Origin of the sequence: Yersinia sp. 1252 StPb PI (assembly GCF_048593885.1) — a bacterium.
Taxonomy (GTDB): Bacteria; Pseudomonadota; Gammaproteobacteria; order Enterobacterales; family Enterobacteriaceae; genus Yersinia; species Yersinia enterocolitica_E.
Genome location: NZ_JAZGQE010000039.1, coordinates 1 through 14,985 on the forward strand (window position 1 = coordinate 1; position 14,985 = coordinate 14,985).

Sequence of the window (14,985 nt, forward strand, 5' to 3'; positions counted from 1 at the left end):
ATATGGAAATACTTTTCATCCAAGCGCTCTAAATAAACCATTGAATATGATTCAACGATGTGAGTATTTACTGCTAATTAAAAATGAATAATTGTCTGAAGTTTATATATTCATTAACGAGTTACAGTAAAAGTCAGACTTTCGCACCACAAAATAGCTCATTAAATGTACTATTAGTGCTTCTTTTATGAGCTTTAATGTGTAGAATGCCGCTCTCCAGAAGGATTTTAGTCAATGCGTTAACCAAGGAAAGCCATTCACCTCATATTTTAGATACCCTTATGTTTAAGACTATAACCCCCGTTATGATTGCGATTGTCTCTTTATTTACATTTCCCGCGCTTGCCGAACCCTCAGGGAAATTGGTGAGCTCATCATCCTTACAAAATGCGTCAATCCAGTCGGCGTCTGGGCGTCATGAGACACAAAAACTCAAAAAAATCCTGACCCATTATGACGAGTGGGAAGGTGTCAGTTACAAGCTTGGCGGGAACACACGTAAAGGTATCGATTGTTCTGCTTATATGCAGCGCATTTTTGAAGATGAGTTTTCCCTGAGTTTGCCAAGAAGTGCCCAGGAACAAATGAAACAAGGATCTCGGATCACCAAGGAAGCTTTAGATACAGGCGATCTGGTTTTTTTCAAAACCTCACGACAAACACGACACGTGGGTGTTTACATCGGGGAGGGCAAATTTATCCATGCCTCGAGCAGCGTGGGTGTGACCATCTCAAAGCTTGATAATAAATACTGGGGAGCGCGGTATGAGCAAGCACGGCGTATTAATCATACGGAAGCATAAACTCACTACCAACGTATTCGGCCACTGAGGCTGTTCATTTTTGGATTTCTCCATCTCCATATCGAGTGATTACCTTCGATTCCTTCTGGAGTCTAAAACTTTCGAATGGCCGTTATTAACGGTCCGTAAAGATAAAATGTAGGTCAATGGGATCATGGGGATTTAAAACGCAGGCTAATGCAAGAGACTCAGAGAGACTGTATAGCCAGGGTCTCTGATAGAGGCTGTGGCATCAAGCATAAAATCAATGCGTAATGCTGATATTTTTGGCTATCACTGAGTCCGTCACATATTGGTCATTCGAGATACACGAATAATGATGAAAAGATGTTTTATGGTGTTCCCCGCTATCCTGTCATTGAATTCCTGTAACGATAAGGTCAGTGTGGATACCATTCGCGCGATGACTGCCTCCCCGAATGACTCCCGTCTCATGGGGAAGTACTGGATACCCGCACACTGGCGCGCAGAACGGATGGCAGTGTGCAAGTGATCTATCAGTGCTATATGCCTGTGGCCTGGTTCCAAACGATGTTCGCGCAGCAATTGGAAAGAACAAGGGCGGCGAACGCTTGCTGACACAGTGACCAGAAATAAAGTACTGAAAGCAACTGCGCGGGAGAAGAAAAAGCGGGAACCGCTATTGCTTGCAGAAGCCAACGCATTGTTTGAGCAACTTCAGGTCCGTGGCGACCTGGACCACTATAAATCACTGGTCAAATATGCTTCGATGGGTAATCAGAGTCTGGGAACAGTGAAGGCCTTCTTTGACAGCGAGAATGGGCAGGCGTGGCTGGATACGTATCCCAGGGCCGAGGTGGCGCTGGGCCACCACTGCCACGGAACACAGCTCCCGCGACATCATCCAATGGGTTGCTCAGTTCAGCACCGAGATTGCTGCTATCTCCGCGAGCTTTCCACCACCACAGTTGATAACAACTCGCGTCAGGTCACGACTCATGTCAGGTACTTCAGTCTTTACCGAATGGGGTGTAATCATTTGCGATACCATCGCGTCGGCGGGCGGCGGAACGACCTTCAGTTCCATCATTACGATAGCTGGATTGAGACCAGCCCCGCCACGCTCAAGCATGACCTCATATCCACCGGTAGAAGTTTCAACCTCGCCTGACACTATAAGCCTGGGCGGCTGCGCATATACAGATGCCTTCCACTCGCCGGATGACTGGATCCGGCATCCCGCCGGTATTTCAGCCGCGACTGTCACAGCCGATGGTATATTCTGTTCAATCGCCGTGGTCGGCAAGACTGCCTGCTCGCGGGATTGTACATTTCCAACCGCAGCAGTGCTGGCACCGGAATTCTGGTTACAGGCAACCAGCATCAAGGATGCCGCCAGCGCGCTAACGCGTAATAATGCAGACTTGTCCAACATAGTCGATGTCTCCCGTGCAATCGCGAGTGATTAATTTTGCAAACATATCATGATCGAACCAGATTTATTGCAAAAAAATGGCTTTGTAATGAAAACTTAGGCTATTCATCTATTATTCAGTGATCCCCATGAAACTCGCTACAGACATGTATCCCCCAAATGGGGAGTTGCGTCCAGATGGGGAAAAATTGCTTGGCTGGGTCTGATTGTGGGTTTATATCACATTGATAACTCATCAGTCTGGGACGTGTAAAAGTCATGTCCCCCTAACCGAACCTTCAAAAAGGGATAATCTCGTGACCAAAAGCATTAGGCTCACTGTCGCAATAACACTGCTTACTGCGACACTGCCCATATTAGCTAAAATGCCAGAAAACTTTGTCTATACCAGCTCTGGCGACCTCGAAACGGCATCAGTCATTATCGCGCGTAGCGACATTGGCGGTGCACAGATCGTTTACAATTGGCGCTCACTCGAACCTGAGAAGAACAAATACAACTTCTCGCAAATTGAGAAGGACTTGGCTCGTCTTAAGGTAGCCAATAAAAAACTTTTCATCCAGATCCAGGATCGGTTTTTCGAACAGAATGCCAGGTACGTTCCTGATTATCTGATGAATGATGCCAGGTACGGTGGGGGGATATCGCCACAATTTGACAATCCTGGCGAAGGAAAGCCGAGTGGTTCGGGTTGGGTGGCACAGCAATGGGATCCTGATGTGCGCCAACGTTATCAGGCTCTGTTGGCAGCGATTGCAGAGCGTTTCGATGGTCGAGTCTATGGTGTGAACCTACCCGAAACAGCCATTGATCTTGACGAGAAAAAGCTACCCAAGGGATTTTCCTGCGATAACTATTTTGCAGGCGAAATGGAAAATCTCACCTTTGCGCGAAAGGTGTTCACCAAATCCCATGTGGTGCAATATGTCAATTTCTGGCCGTGCGAATGGAACAACGACCACAATTACATGGGCCGGCTGTTTGAGTTCGCGAGTGCCAATAATATTGGACTTGGCGGCCCAGATATTGTTCCCAACCGCAAAGCGCAAATGAAGAACTCATATCCGTTCTTCAACAAATACAAAAGTAAGCTAGCACTCATTGCCATGGCAGTGCAGGAGCCGACGTTGACCTACAAGAACCCCAATACGGGTAAGCCATTTAGCAAGGATGAGTTTGTACAATTTGCCGACGATTATCTTGGCGCAGATATCATCTTCTGGAGCACTACATCTCCCTGGCTGACTAAGAAATAGGTATCAATCGCCAGAGACAGAAAGCCTCACTGTGAGATCATGTATAGGTTCTTTTTCCGGATAAAATCGCGCCAGCCGTCGGACAACAGCACTGATAACCCGCGTAAGTAATGGTGCGGACTGGTTCGAATGCTGGCGCATTTACACAGCGAAAATTTCTGGGGTTCCAGCTTAGGCCCCTCTTCGGGAACTGATTGCAACATTCAGTTGGGTTCAGTATGAAAGCACCAAGGTATAAATTTAAAACCCATTTTCAGCCCTAAAAATGCCCCAAATATTTAGGGCATTGAGTTCAGTCCGCTGCGGGTTTTCTTTGTTAGCTAAACGCGTTGCCCACGCATTCAGGTCACGAGCTGGCATCCGGTTCATTACCAACTGATAGGATGATGCGAACTCTTACAAATATAGTCATACAGGCGTTGAGTATCTTCCAATGAACAAAGGCGCGTGCCAAGATTAAGTGTTGCCGCGCTACCTGCGGCAACACCAAAACGTACAATCTCAAACAGGTCTGCACCCTTTGCCAGTTTCAGTGTCATTGCGCCAACCATACTGTCCCCTGCCCCAACGGTACTCATCTTCTTCACCGGCGGGGGAACGATTTGTACCCAGTTATCACGATCGACTGCTAATGCTCCCTGTGGCCCAAGCGACACCACGACTCGCTCGGCAGCGCCACGATTAACCAATTCCTTAGCAGCATGGCGTACATCATCAGGGTGCTTCAACTCCCGCCCTATAAGGGCCGATAGCTCATTCTGATTAGGTTTTACCAAAGCAAGCCCCCCCAAATCTAAGCTCGCTTTTAATGCATCGCCAGAGCTATCAATGATGCACTGCAATCCCATAGCTTTAGCCTGCTGAATCAGGTGAACTAATTTTTCAATACCCGTACCTGGCGGCAAACTACCGCTAATAACCAAAATCGATCCTGAAGGGATGTTTTGCACTTGTAGTACCAGTAGATCAAACTCAGCATCACTCAATCGCGCCCCTGGCATAACAAAACGATACTGTTCACCACTGTTGTCTACGTGGACATGCATGTTCTGCCGTGTCCAATCCTGCGTTTTCAGCGTTTTCGTCTCAATACCTTCCCGATCAAGCAATTCTTTCAAGTGCTCCCCTGTAGGGCCAGCAATAGGAAAAATTGCATGAGCTTGACCACCAAGATAAACAACAGCACGAGCGACATTAATACCGCCACCACCCGGCTCAAAAATAGGTGCCGTGCAACGTAGTTTTCCTTCAGGGTAGATTTTGGGCGTCGTTGTTGCGCTGTCTAGCGAAGGGGATAATGTTAAAGTGAAAATCTGAGTCATGATAATACAACCTTCCTTTTTGGTTTTTATTTCGCAGATTCGGCAAATAAAAATAGAAATTGTGTATTGGTGATGGACTTAGAACGGCCACATTAGCGACCAAAAAGCTTGATGAATTATTGCACCCACCAACAGAATGTTAGCTTTTCTTTTCAAAAAACAGGGTCACTTTGGCGACTTCAACACCAAATTTGCGCAGTGATGTCTGGTTGAACAAATGGGTATCATCCTGGCGATATAGCCAGTCATCAAAGTGCAGTTTTATGCTGCCGTTCTCTGTTTTCACGTCCATATCATAACGCCAGTTGAAAGCATTACCTGCGGTATAACCATGGGCCACGCCAATGATATCCCCTGCCGTCCCCTGATAGCTGCCATCCGCGTTTCTGATAATGCGCCAGATACGGGTCTGGTGCTCGCCATCAGCAAAAACAAACTTCTCGTTGAGCGTCAGGGTATTGCCGACAACATCTCCCTGGATAACCACCTCAAAACGGCGAGTCTGTTTATTCTGATAATTCTGCAACATTCCCCAGGCGCGGGTTTCGCCGCTGAAGTAGCCGAACAAATCGAAACTAGGTTTATTGTTTTGATAGTCATTGATATCTGCACTGCATCCAGCCAGTACAAACAGGAAAGCCAGTAACAGGCTTTTGATATTCATCAGATACCTCCAGTCAATTGTTGCCGTAAGTCAGGATATTGTGTCGTCGGTGACAACCAGATAGCGAGAAATGCATCTCGGAAAGCACGGTCGAAACGATCACCAATCGGCTTAATATATGGATTAGATGGCGCGCGATAATAAAATTGTCCGCCAGTATTATCACCCACGAAAGTGAGTTGGCTGCCAGAGGTTACTGCCGGCCAGATAGTCGCTATCTGCTTGAGCCAACGCTGCTGCTGTGCTGCAGACACGCTGATTTTCATGGCTTGCCATTGTTCTTGTGTCGCGTTCACCAGCTCTTCTTGGGTGATAGAACGCTGATAGTTAATACTGAGTGCCTGCGGCCATCCCCCTTCCTCATAGCGTCCGCTCGGTGTGCGCAATACTGAAAAATAAATATCAAAGGGCCCCCAACGTAGCGTGGCCCTGCCTACCGTCGGCCACGTGGTCCAATCGCTGGCCTGTGCCACCTGAGTACTCAGACAAAGAAGAAAAGTTAACAGCATTTTCATTCAATTCTCCTGCGTAGTATTGGCCAACTGACAACTGGCAGATAAATAGCCCACCCTAAAGATAGGGTGAGGATCATCATTTCAGGTGCGATTTGTGGGGTCATCGCATTCAATTTCCAGCCGATAACATAGGCTAGTGGGCCGGTAAGCGCACCTAACAACACCACTGTTTTCACCGTCGGGATAATCCGTCTCAGTAGCCAATAAAACCAGCTAGTGAAAGTAAGCCACAATGCGCACATCCATATGGGAACACCGCCCCCTCCAGCAAATTTAAAGATATCGAGATAGCACCAAAACGCATCCATGGTAATACCCAGTAGCGCCGCTAACAGGACCCATATACGCTGTTGCCGCGGGGTAAATATCAGTGCCAGCGCAGCGCCCAGAAGTAGAAAAAGCATTACTTGTTCACGCCAAATAATGGCCAGCGTCCAATAGGCATCAAAACCGAGCGTGGTTAGCCAAAATCCGGCGCCCAATCTCATCGACGCTCAGCACTCAGTTGTACGGTACTGATGGATCGCGCCAGAAAACCAGCTTCGCAATAGCACAGGTAAAATCGCCACTGGCGCTGAAAACGTTCGTCAAATCCCTGATTGTGTAATAAAGGCCAATTCTGCTCAAAACGCTCACGCCATTGTTGCAGCGTGCGGGCATAGTCACGGCCAATATCGAACAGGTCACACATCACCAGATCGCTATGGCGTGTGAGGGTATCGCACAGCGCGGTTATCGATGGCAAGAAGCCCCCGGGGAAGACGTAACGCTGGATAAAATCCACATTGCTGCTGTATTGCTGATAACGCTGGTCGGTAATGGTGATCGCCTGTAACACCATTTTGCCTTTAGGTTTCAGTAGCTGCTGGCAACGTTTGATAAATAGAGGCAGAAAACGTTTGCCTACGGCTTCGATCATTTCGACCGAGACCAGTTTGTCATATTGCCCCGTCAACTCACGGTAATCCTCAAACAACAGAGTAACGCGATCCTCTAATCCAGCTTGCTTAATACGCTGTTGGGCATAAACGTACTGTTCCTGCGAGATAGTCGTGGTGGTGACGCGACAGCCATACTCACGCGCGGCAAATTCCGCCAGCGCTCCCCACCCAGTACCGATCTCCAACAGATGATCTTGCGGTTGCAAATCTAACTGTTGGCACAAGCGACGCATTTTAGCCTGTTGCGCCTGTTCCAATGTCATCTCCGTTTCGCTGTACAACGCGCTGGAATAAAGCATTTCACTGTCGAGAAACTGCTGATAGAAGCTGTTACCCAGATCGTAATGTGCGGCAATATTACGCCGTGCCTGCCGCCGACTATTATCACGTAGCAGGTGCACCAGCCGATGCCAAGGGGCGGTCAGCCAACTTAAACGAGCCTCCATCTTATCGACCAACTGCATGTTACTGGCCAGCAACTGAAGCAGGCGAGTTAGATCAGGACTGCTCCAATAACCGTCAATGTAGCTTTCTCCACCAGCAATACTGCCACCCAACAGTATTCGGCGGTAAACACGGGGATCATAAACCTCGATTTCAGCCTGTAGCGGGGCTTGGGTATCACCAAACTGGATTTCACCGACACCAGCTTCACGCAGCAATAATCCGCCCCCTTGCAACTGCTGTAGCAAGGTAAAAATAATGCGACGAGCACCTTTATTGTGACCCGAAAAAGGGGTGCTATCGGCGAGGGTGTATTCTGAGGAACTCATCGTTCATCCTTGCCGCCGGCGGCGGGGTGAGGGTAAATGGGGGTACGTTTCAGCCATAATTTCAGTGCTTGCCAGTAAATGGCGGTGGCAGTTTTCAGTGTCATTAGAGGCAGAAGCCATAACTGTCGGCGCAACGTTGCCCGCGTTAGAGGGTGTCGATAAAGCAGTAATGTGGCGTCAAATTCGCGGCTGACACGGTGATTTTCGATATGAATGCGCAGTCGCTGTGCGGGGGCAGAGAGCCGCCAGTGGTAGGTCATGTCCATCGGGTTAAACGGTGATACATGAAAAACTTTATCTATGGTTGAGGTACCTTCTGGATTTACGGCATAGGTATGGCGTTCATTCCATGGGGTATTACGAACTTCGGCCAACAACCAACACAGTTTGTCATCATCGTTATACAAATAGTAAAAGTTGACGGGATTGAAGTAACATCCCAGATAGCGCAACTGGCACAACAGCATCACGCGGCCATTCAACTTTTCGCCGGTCAATTGTGCAATGCGTTGCTGCGCTTTGTGTTTAATATCGCCACCACCCAGATAATCGCCACGATAAAACGACGCTGGGGCAAAGCGTTCCAACGCAATACCCAGCGCGGGCAATTGTGTCAGTTCATCAAGATCAATCAATGGCATGAAGATTTGGTAATCAAAGCTGTGTTGGACCGGGCTGAAGCGACGATGGCGCACATGTCCTACGTAAAGGGCGCTATTCATGCGGCGTTCTCCTGCAACAAAACCTGCGTGACGTCCAGCGCACTGTGTACCCCATCCTCGTGGAATCCGTTATACCAGTAAGCGCCGCAGAACCAGGTATTGTGCTGCCCGTTTATCAGCGAACGCTGCTGTTGTGCCAGTACAGTAGTCTGATTGAATACCGGGTGGTGATAACTAAACTGGCGCAGAATAAGCGCCGGTTCAATCGGTTGCTGTGGGTTGAGTGTGATACAAAAGGTCTGTGGCGCATCCAAGCCTTGCAGAATATTCATGTTGTAAGTCACGCTGGCGAGTTGGTTCTCTGCATGCTCGTCGCTGGCAGGTAAGCGATAATTCCAACTGGCCCAGGCACGGCGCTGGCGTGGTAGCAGACGAATATCGGTATGCAGGATGACTTCATTCGCTTGATAGCCCAACTGAGCTAAAACACGTTGCTCCTGCGGGCTGGCATCGGCCAGAAGACGCAGTGCCTGATCGGCATGGCAGGCAAAAATCACCTGATCAAAATGTTGTTGCCCCAAGGCGCTATGAAGTATCACCCCTTGTGGTTGGCGTTCAACCCGCAGGACTGGCATATTCAGGTGCAATGTCAGGTTGTCTGCCATTATGGCCAACATGCGGCGCACATATTCACGCGAGCCGCCTGGCACTACAAACCATTGTGGGCGGTTGGTGATGTCTAACAGACCGTGGTGATCGAAAAAGCGCAAAAACAGTGCTAATGGAAACTGGCGCATATCAGTCATTGAAGAAGACCAGATAGCGGCCCCCATCGGTAACAAATAATGCTGGGCAAAATAGGGGGAAAAACCTTCCTGTTGCAGAAAATCGTCCACCGTTTGAGCCGTAATACCGCCATTCGCCAGGTTTTTCTTACATTGGCGATTGAAACGCATAATCTCTGCCAGTAGGCGATAAAAGCGTGGGTTCAGCAGGTTACGGCGTTGGGCAAACAGAGTATTGAGCGTATGGCCGTTGTACTCCAGTCCACTCCGTGGATGCGTAACCGAGAAGCTCATCTCCGTGGCTTGGCCACTGATGCCCAATTCAGCCAACAGAGCAATAAATTGCGGATAGGTCCGCTCGTTATAGACGATAAATCCGGTATCGATAGCGTAGCTGCGCCCTTCCAGCGTGACGTCCACGGTCGCGGTATGCCCACCGGGATAATCATTGGCTTCAAACAGTGTAACCTGATGTTTTTTAGCTAACTTCCATGCACAGGTTAAACCGGAAATCCCGCTGCCGATAATGGCGATTCTCATTGGATTACCTCACCAAACGCTTGGCAAGCCAGCGTTGTAGAGCTTGTGGAAGTAGAGCTGTTAGTCGTAACAGCGCGGCGAACAGTGGGGGAAAAGCAATTTCAGCGGCCCCTTTTGCCAGGCCACGGCGAATATAGTGCGAAGCCTGCTTAGGGGTGATTATCATCGGCATGGCAAAATCGTTGCGGTCAGTCAGCGGTGTGGCAACAAAACCGGGTAATATCAGCGAAACATTAATACCGGATTTTGCCAAATCCACGGCCAGGCTGCGGGCAAAATAGGCAAGTGCCGCTTTTGAGGCACCATAAGCTTCTGCGCGCGACATGGGGATGATGCTGGCTGTTGACCCCACCAATGCGATCCTGCTCCCGGACGACAGTTGTGGTAACAGGGCATCTAAGCAATTGATCGGACCAAGAAAATTAGTATTAAGCACCCGTGCAACCCGTTCAGCCTCTACGACACCGTTATTAAGGTATTCACAGGTTCCAGCACACAAAATAACCAGATCGGCCGGACATTGCGCCAACGCGCTACGCGTAGCAGACAAATCGGTTATGTCGAAATGGCGCGCCGTAATTGCCGAATCATGCGCGCCAAGTGCCATCAACCGGGTTTCATCACGTCCACAGGCGGTCACCTGCCAGCCCTCGGCGGCATAATCGAGCGCCAATTGCTGCCCAATACCGGAACTGGCTCCGGTGATCACCACGTGTTTCATGCTTGCAGCCTCTTCTTCAATTTGACAACAATCCCGCCGAGCAGCGGTATATGTTCATACAGCATGGCACCCAGATCGTAGTAATCACGCTGATAGATGACCCGTTGTTCAGCAAAGCGTAACTGGCTGATACCCTCTAAACTGAGCAAGCTGCCACGGCGCAGACGGGGATGGGCATAAGTCATATGCCAGCACACAGAGGCTTGTTGGTCATGGTGCTGAATGTCAGTGAGGGTAAAGCTACAAGTGCTTAAGTTACTGAGCAGCGATTGAAAATAAGCTTCAAGTGAACTCAATCCCTGATGTTCTCCGACGGGATCGATAAAGTGGATATCGCGATGATAAACATCAGATAGCTCGACCAGACGTGCTGTATCCAGCGTGGTATAGAATTGTGAAAAACGTGCCAGCAGTGCTTCAGCGTTACTCATGGCAGTGCTCCGAAGCAAGGATTAGCAGAGCATGGTTATCGATAAGCGTAATATTCAAGCCAACATCGCACCAAGCTGCTAATTGCCGCCGCTTGGCAGTATTGAGTACGCCATCGGTGCAGAGAAAGTAGCGTTCGGCCTTAAACATAGCCAATTGCGGAGATTCCAGCGATCCCGGCAAAATATCGATATGCATATTGTTTTTCGCCAGAACGATGGCGGCCATCCACAGCTCGGTAGGATCGGTGTTTCCCCATCCCAGTAGTAATACATTCTCGCCTGGCTTCTTGCGTGCACCCAGCATACAAAAAGTCGCGTATTCAATGATCACGCCATCCAGCAAACGACTCAGCATATGCAGCAATTGATGGTCATTCTTAAGCTGTGAACGTAATGGTCTTAGCACATATTCAATCAGAGCCTGAGGTGGATATTCACGCCCTAATTCAAAGATACGGCTACGGAGTTTATGCGGTGCGGGAGCCTGAATCAGCGCCAGTAACTGTTGTTGCAGTGTTACCCAGTTAGTGCTGTCGTCAGGTGCTGTACCACCGTCGAGTAAAGGTTTGATCTGGCTAACCGGGACGCCGCGTTCTATCCAGCGCACAATCGTGCGGATACGGACAATATCGTCGTCATTGAACTGCCGATGGCCACCTTCAGTACGTTGTGGTTTTAACAAGCCATAACGCCGTTGCCAGGCACGCAGTGTTACTGGATTAATACCACAAAGTTGCGCCACCTCACTGATACTGTATGTCGCCATGCCATTTACCTTGCCTAAAACGCCTATAGATTAACCATAGCGGGTTAATACAAACTTGTACAAGAAAATAATAATTGTACAAGTTTGAGCAAGGAACGAAGAAAGGGATTACGGTGGTGAAATTAGGCTGATGCAGCTTTCTACATGTTAAGCCAATCCGCAGCAGAGGAAGATGTATCTGTTACCCAATAGCTCTTTTAACTAGCTGAAATGAAACGTTCTATTGTCAGATCTACCCTATTCTGATTTCAGCTTGTGACTGAACCAAATAGCATGCCAACCCCCGATGATACCCCCATCGCAAGCGCACTCCAGAAGGTAATTCGAATAATACCTGGCCATATTGGCGCTCCGCCTGCTTTCGCGGCAATCCCCCCCAAAATAGCCAGAGAAGCCAATGCTGACAGGCTAATGGCTGGAATTGCCCAGTCAGCCGTGACAATAAACGCCACCAACAAGGGCAGTATTGCGCCCGCTGAGAAGCTCATCGCAGAAGCCCAGGCCGCTTGTAATGGGCGAGCGGTGGTGATTTCAGATATCCCCAATTCATCACGGGCGTGAGCACCTAACGCATCATGGCTCATCAGTTTTTCAGCCACTTGCTTGGCCAGTGCTACATCAAGGCCGCGATGGACATAAATCGAGGTTAACTCACGATATTCACCTTGAAAATCGGCGTTCAGTTCTGCTTGCTCTTCCGCCAATGCGGCCTTTTCTGTATCTGACTGAGAAGATACCGAGACATATTCCCCTGTTGCCATCGACATCGCACCTGCAACCAGACCTGCAATGCCGGTCAAAAGAATACTTTGATGTGTGGCATTGGCTGACGCGACACCCAATAACAAACTTGCGGTAGAGACAATCCCATCATTAGCGCCAAGAACTGCGGCCCGCAGCCAGCCTATCTTTTCGATACTATGCCGTTCTCTGTGCATCGTGGCGCTACCTTTTAGAGTGAAACTTCAGAGTTTATCAAGTCGCTGTTGAATGTCCTGATGACGGCCTTTATCTGCCAATTCTCGGCCTGAACGTGCTGGGGCCGCCAGTGCTTTTTGTTAATAGACTTTTGCATCCGCTTTACGCCCTTGCTCCAACAGGAAATCACCATAGAAATAGTTGGGATCTATGCCGGTTGGATTCACCTGTAACGCTTTTTTAGCTACAGTTCGGCTTGTTTTTTATCGCCAAAACCAATAGGCCAGCCAGGAACCTGATAATAGAGGGTTCCGAGGCTGGTATAAGCAGAGCCATCCAACGCATTAGCATCAAGTTTTATTGCCAGCTCCAGCTTAACTTTCGCGTCCTTAACCAAATCCAATGCTCCCAGCCCCCCTTCTCTCCTGCCCAACTGCTTTTAACGATAGCAGACCAAATTAATAGATCAGCACGTGACCCGTTGGCTAAACTGGCCTTATCTGCAATCGTACTGAGTTTTTCCAAACAGGACTCTTTCTGTTTTGCCACCACCGGATATTGGCAAACAGCCCATTGATTTTGGATATCCAACCCGCACGCGCAGGGCCAATCAAAGCATCCGCACCGCTACTATCCAGTAGCCAATTCTGCTGTTCATTACTGAAAAAAACCGGTACCGGTATCATAACAATATTGGCTAATGCGCAAGCCAAATCGATAATGGCCCAGTCAATGCCGTTATCCAGCAAGAGTGCCAGTCGCGCTATTTTCTGGTGGCGGAACCTCTCTGCCAATGCCGCTATTTTGGGCAGTAATTCACCGTAGTTAATCACCTGATAACTATCGCACAATGCAGGGCGCAGAGGGTCTTGCGCCGCCATTTTCGCCAACGGTTCAAAAAGGATCATCGTTGTATCCTCCTTTGAAAAGTAAAAATGCTGGGCATTGGCGCAAACAAGGAAAGTAATAAGCTGGTTCTCACATAACAACCGGCAAATAGCCGCAAACATAATTCGTGCATTTCCCGATTCCGAACAAGCAAAATTACCTATTTCAACCAAACGATTACGTAAAACTGAATGCCCGGTTTGCGTTGCAATGACCACCTCAATAGGTGCGTCCAAATAGTGCTCAAGATAAAGTGTCCCGAAATCACCACGATTCAGGCCACAGGCACTAATAAGGACACCATCGGCACGATACAGTCCTAATAAATGAGGTAAAAAATGTGGGATAGTGGCATTGAACTCACGGCTATACTCCCGCTGAATATATTGTTGCAGTTGGTTTTCTTCTTGCTCATTCTGAGCAAATAACAACGGGTAAGGTGCCTGAATATTCATGCTCATAATCGCTCCTTTTACTGATAATAAGGAGTGTAATGATGGATACTTAAGAAAAACTTAAATTGATAACAATATTGGGTTTAGCCGTTAAATGCCTTTATATGCCCAACCCGCACACGTGGGTTTTTCTCCTTAACTCATTGATACTCATACCACAAGAAATATCTGGAAATGCTCACTATTGAGCAATAGCAAGCTACATTCATAAGCACTATTCAGCTATTCCATATAGTGTCTAAATGAAAATGTACCGAAAATCATATTTGAGGAGATAAATATGTCACAACCCCCAATCAATCAATCAGATATTAAACATTCCAAACAACGGCGCTCACTATTAAAAACTGCGGTAGGAATGTCGGTGCTTGGTATCGCCAGTGGATTAACTCTAGCCACACCAGGGATATCTTACGCAGCAGCTTTAACGCGTGAAGAGCGAGATAAACTCACTCCTGAGCAAATTATTGCTGGCATGAAAGAAGGGAATATCCGCTTTAGAGCAGGCAAAATGCAACAGCATGATTATTTGGCTCAAAAACGGGCCAGTGCTGAAGGTCAATTCCCCGCGGCGGTTATTCTCAGTTGTATTGACTCACGGGCTCCGGCGGAAATTCTTTTTGATACCGGGATTGGTGAAACATTTAATGCCCGTATTGCCGGTAACATTGCCAATAACGATTTATTGGGCAGTATGGAGTTTGCCTGTGCGGCCGCGGGAGCAAAAGTCGTTCTGGTCTTGGGGCATACTTCGTGTGGCGCAGTTCGGGGGGCAATCGACGGCGTAGAACTCGGTAATCTGACCGGCTTGTTAAATCAAATTAAGCCAGCAATTGACGCAACCCAATTTAACGGAGAAAGAACCGGTAAAAATGATCAGTTTGTCGATGCCGTTGCTAAAACCAATGTTCAGCATACGATCAATGAAATACGGAGCCGGAGTAGCATTCTCAATGGATTAGAGAAAGAGGGGAAAATTAAAATAGTTGGTGCAATGTATAATCTCAATGGCGGGGCCGTTGAGTTTATTAGCTAATAGATTACAAGCTCCGGGCTTTATCGCTCGGAGCAAATTCATAATGCTATCGAGCCGCTATTTTCTGTGGTGGTAGGCAACTAATAAGTGATGCCAGATTCCATTATCTATGC

Annotated in this window: 17 protein-coding genes; 4 read left to right on the top strand and 13 right to left on the bottom strand. The window is 48.3% G+C overall.

Translation table 11 applies throughout. The features are described from left to right. Window positions 1-206 precede the first annotated feature (206 nt). The 3 genes from V2A85_RS08295 (at window position 207) to V2A85_RS08305 (ending at window position 3,455) form a co-directional block, all read left to right on the top strand. The gene (locus V2A85_RS08295) at window positions 207-803 is read left to right on the top strand and encodes an NlpC/P60 family protein (protein WP_372560615.1); all 597 of its coding nucleotides are present in this window, start codon (window positions 207-209) and stop codon (window positions 801-803) included. Window positions 804-1,762: 959 nt separating this feature from the next. Further along, entirely contained in the window at window positions 1,763-2,233 is a 471-nt protein-coding gene (locus tag V2A85_RS08300; protein WP_372560614.1) for a hypothetical protein, read from the top strand. Between the two features lie 331 nt (window positions 2,234-2,564). Then, window positions 2,565-3,455 (top strand): hypothetical protein, encoded by an 891-nt coding sequence (locus V2A85_RS08305; protein ID WP_420071244.1) that lies wholly within the window; start codon window positions 2,565-2,567, stop codon window positions 3,453-3,455. 368 nt (window positions 3,456-3,823) lie between these two features. On the opposite strand, the gene pfkB is transcribed toward V2A85_RS08305, so the two are convergent. The 13 genes from pfkB to V2A85_RS08370 all read right to left on the bottom strand — a co-directional run bounded on the left by pfkB (window position 3,824) and on the right by V2A85_RS08370 (window position 13,842). Further along, window positions 3,824-4,777 carry a 6-phosphofructokinase II gene (pfkB, locus tag V2A85_RS08310; RefSeq protein ID WP_083162632.1) on the bottom strand — a complete coding sequence of 318 codons (954 nt, stop codon included), beginning with the start codon at window positions 4,775-4,777 and terminating at the stop codon, window positions 3,824-3,826. A 139-nt stretch (window positions 4,778-4,916) separates the two neighbouring features. Then, window positions 4,917-5,441 carry a DUF3833 domain-containing protein gene (locus tag V2A85_RS08315; protein WP_420071232.1) on the bottom strand — a complete coding sequence of 175 codons (525 nt, stop codon included), beginning with the start codon at window positions 5,439-5,441 and terminating at the stop codon, window positions 4,917-4,919. Further along, window positions 5,441-5,956 carry a hypothetical protein gene (locus tag V2A85_RS08320; RefSeq protein WP_420071233.1) on the bottom strand — a complete coding sequence of 172 codons (516 nt, stop codon included), beginning with the start codon at window positions 5,954-5,956 and terminating at the stop codon, window positions 5,441-5,443. Before V2A85_RS08320 ends, V2A85_RS08315 begins: the two co-directional genes overlap by 1 nt. Continuing rightward, a complete protein-coding gene (locus tag V2A85_RS08325) occupies window positions 5,953-6,444 on the bottom strand; it encodes a DUF2878 domain-containing protein (protein ID WP_372560611.1) in 492 nt (163 codons plus the stop codon). Before V2A85_RS08325 ends, V2A85_RS08320 begins: the two co-directional genes overlap by 4 nt. Then, window positions 6,441-7,670: a class I SAM-dependent methyltransferase gene (locus V2A85_RS08330; RefSeq protein ID WP_372560610.1), complete on the bottom strand. Its 1,230-nt coding sequence runs from the start codon at window positions 7,668-7,670 to the stop codon at window positions 6,441-6,443. The genes V2A85_RS08325 and V2A85_RS08330 overlap by 4 nt, the downstream gene beginning before the upstream one ends. Then, entirely contained in the window at window positions 7,667-8,392 is a 726-nt protein-coding gene (locus V2A85_RS08335) for a DUF1365 domain-containing protein (protein WP_083162624.1), read from the bottom strand. Before V2A85_RS08335 ends, V2A85_RS08330 begins: the two co-directional genes overlap by 4 nt. Next, window positions 8,389-9,657, bottom strand: a complete 1,269-nt coding sequence (locus tag V2A85_RS08340) for an NAD(P)/FAD-dependent oxidoreductase (RefSeq protein ID WP_420071234.1) — start codon at window positions 9,655-9,657, stop codon at window positions 8,389-8,391. The genes V2A85_RS08335 and V2A85_RS08340 overlap by 4 nt, the downstream gene beginning before the upstream one ends. A 4-nt stretch (window positions 9,658-9,661) precedes the next feature. Continuing rightward, a complete protein-coding gene (locus tag V2A85_RS08345) occupies window positions 9,662-10,378 on the bottom strand; it encodes an SDR family NAD(P)-dependent oxidoreductase (protein WP_372560608.1) in 717 nt (238 codons plus the stop codon). After that, complete coding sequence (locus V2A85_RS08350) at window positions 10,375-10,809, bottom strand: nuclear transport factor 2 family protein (RefSeq protein ID WP_372560607.1); 435 nt, start codon at window positions 10,807-10,809, stop codon at window positions 10,375-10,377. Before V2A85_RS08350 ends, V2A85_RS08345 begins: the two co-directional genes overlap by 4 nt. After that, window positions 10,802-11,575, bottom strand: coding sequence for a MerR family transcriptional regulator (locus V2A85_RS08355; RefSeq protein ID WP_420071235.1), 774 nt, complete (start codon window positions 11,573-11,575; stop codon window positions 10,802-10,804). Before V2A85_RS08355 ends, V2A85_RS08350 begins: the two co-directional genes overlap by 8 nt. 248 nt (window positions 11,576-11,823) lie before the next feature. Further along, window positions 11,824-12,513, bottom strand: coding sequence for a VIT1/CCC1 transporter family protein (locus V2A85_RS08360; RefSeq protein ID WP_083162615.1), 690 nt, complete (start codon window positions 12,511-12,513; stop codon window positions 11,824-11,826). Between the two features lie 224 nt (window positions 12,514-12,737). Next, complete coding sequence (locus V2A85_RS08365; RefSeq protein ID WP_420071236.1) at window positions 12,738-12,896, bottom strand: hypothetical protein; 159 nt, start codon at window positions 12,894-12,896, stop codon at window positions 12,738-12,740. Between the two features lie 82 nt (window positions 12,897-12,978). Then, window positions 12,979-13,842 (bottom strand): thermostable hemolysin, encoded by an 864-nt coding sequence (locus tag V2A85_RS08370; RefSeq protein ID WP_420071237.1) that lies wholly within the window; start codon window positions 13,840-13,842, stop codon window positions 12,979-12,981. Between the two features lie 274 nt (window positions 13,843-14,116). On the opposite strand from V2A85_RS08370, the gene V2A85_RS08375 reads away from it, so the two are divergent. Further along, complete coding sequence (locus V2A85_RS08375; protein ID WP_083162603.1) at window positions 14,117-14,872, top strand: carbonic anhydrase; 756 nt, start codon at window positions 14,117-14,119, stop codon at window positions 14,870-14,872. Window positions 14,873-14,985 lie beyond the last annotated feature (113 nt).

Bases quoted from the DNA above. Each gene is read 5' to 3' on its own strand.
- V2A85_RS08350 (WP_372560607.1), bottom strand. From the start codon at position 10,809: ATGAGTAACGCTGAAGCACTGCTGGCACGTTTTTCACAATTCTATACC.
- V2A85_RS08355 (WP_420071235.1), bottom strand. From the start codon at position 11,575: ATGGCGACATACAGTATCAGTGAGGTGGCGCAACTTTGTGGTATTAAT.
- V2A85_RS08335 (WP_083162624.1), bottom strand. From the start codon at position 8,392: ATGAATAGCGCCCTTTACGTAGGACATGTGCGCCATCGTCGCTTCAGC.
- V2A85_RS08330 (WP_372560610.1), bottom strand. From the start codon at position 7,670: ATGAGTTCCTCAGAATACACCCTCGCCGATAGCACCCCTTTTTCGGGT.
- V2A85_RS08375 (WP_083162603.1), top strand. From the start codon at position 14,117: ATGTCACAACCCCCAATCAATCAATCAGATATTAAACATTCCAAACAA.
- pfkB (WP_083162632.1), bottom strand. From the start codon at position 4,777: ATGACTCAGATTTTCACTTTAACATTATCCCCTTCGCTAGACAGCGCA.
- V2A85_RS08295 (WP_372560615.1), top strand. From the start codon at position 207: ATGCCGCTCTCCAGAAGGATTTTAGTCAATGCGTTAACCAAGGAAAGC.
- V2A85_RS08340 (WP_420071234.1), bottom strand. From the start codon at position 9,657: ATGAGAATCGCCATTATCGGCAGCGGGATTTCCGGTTTAACCTGTGCA.
- V2A85_RS08325 (WP_372560611.1), bottom strand. From the start codon at position 6,444: ATGAGATTGGGCGCCGGATTTTGGCTAACCACGCTCGGTTTTGATGCC.
- V2A85_RS08320 (WP_420071233.1), bottom strand. From the start codon at position 5,956: ATGAAAATGCTGTTAACTTTTCTTCTTTGTCTGAGTACTCAGGTGGCA.
- V2A85_RS08300 (WP_372560614.1), top strand. From the start codon at position 1,763: ATGTCAGGTACTTCAGTCTTTACCGAATGGGGTGTAATCATTTGCGAT.
- V2A85_RS08360 (WP_083162615.1), bottom strand. From the start codon at position 12,513: ATGCACAGAGAACGGCATAGTATCGAAAAGATAGGCTGGCTGCGGGCC.
- V2A85_RS08370 (WP_420071237.1), bottom strand. From the start codon at position 13,842: ATGAGCATGAATATTCAGGCACCTTACCCGTTGTTATTTGCTCAGAAT.
- V2A85_RS08315 (WP_420071232.1), bottom strand. From the start codon at position 5,441: ATGAATATCAAAAGCCTGTTACTGGCTTTCCTGTTTGTACTGGCTGGA.
- V2A85_RS08345 (WP_372560608.1), bottom strand. From the start codon at position 10,378: ATGAAACACGTGGTGATCACCGGAGCCAGTTCCGGTATTGGGCAGCAA.
- V2A85_RS08305 (WP_420071244.1), top strand. From the start codon at position 2,565: ATGCCAGAAAACTTTGTCTATACCAGCTCTGGCGACCTCGAAACGGCA.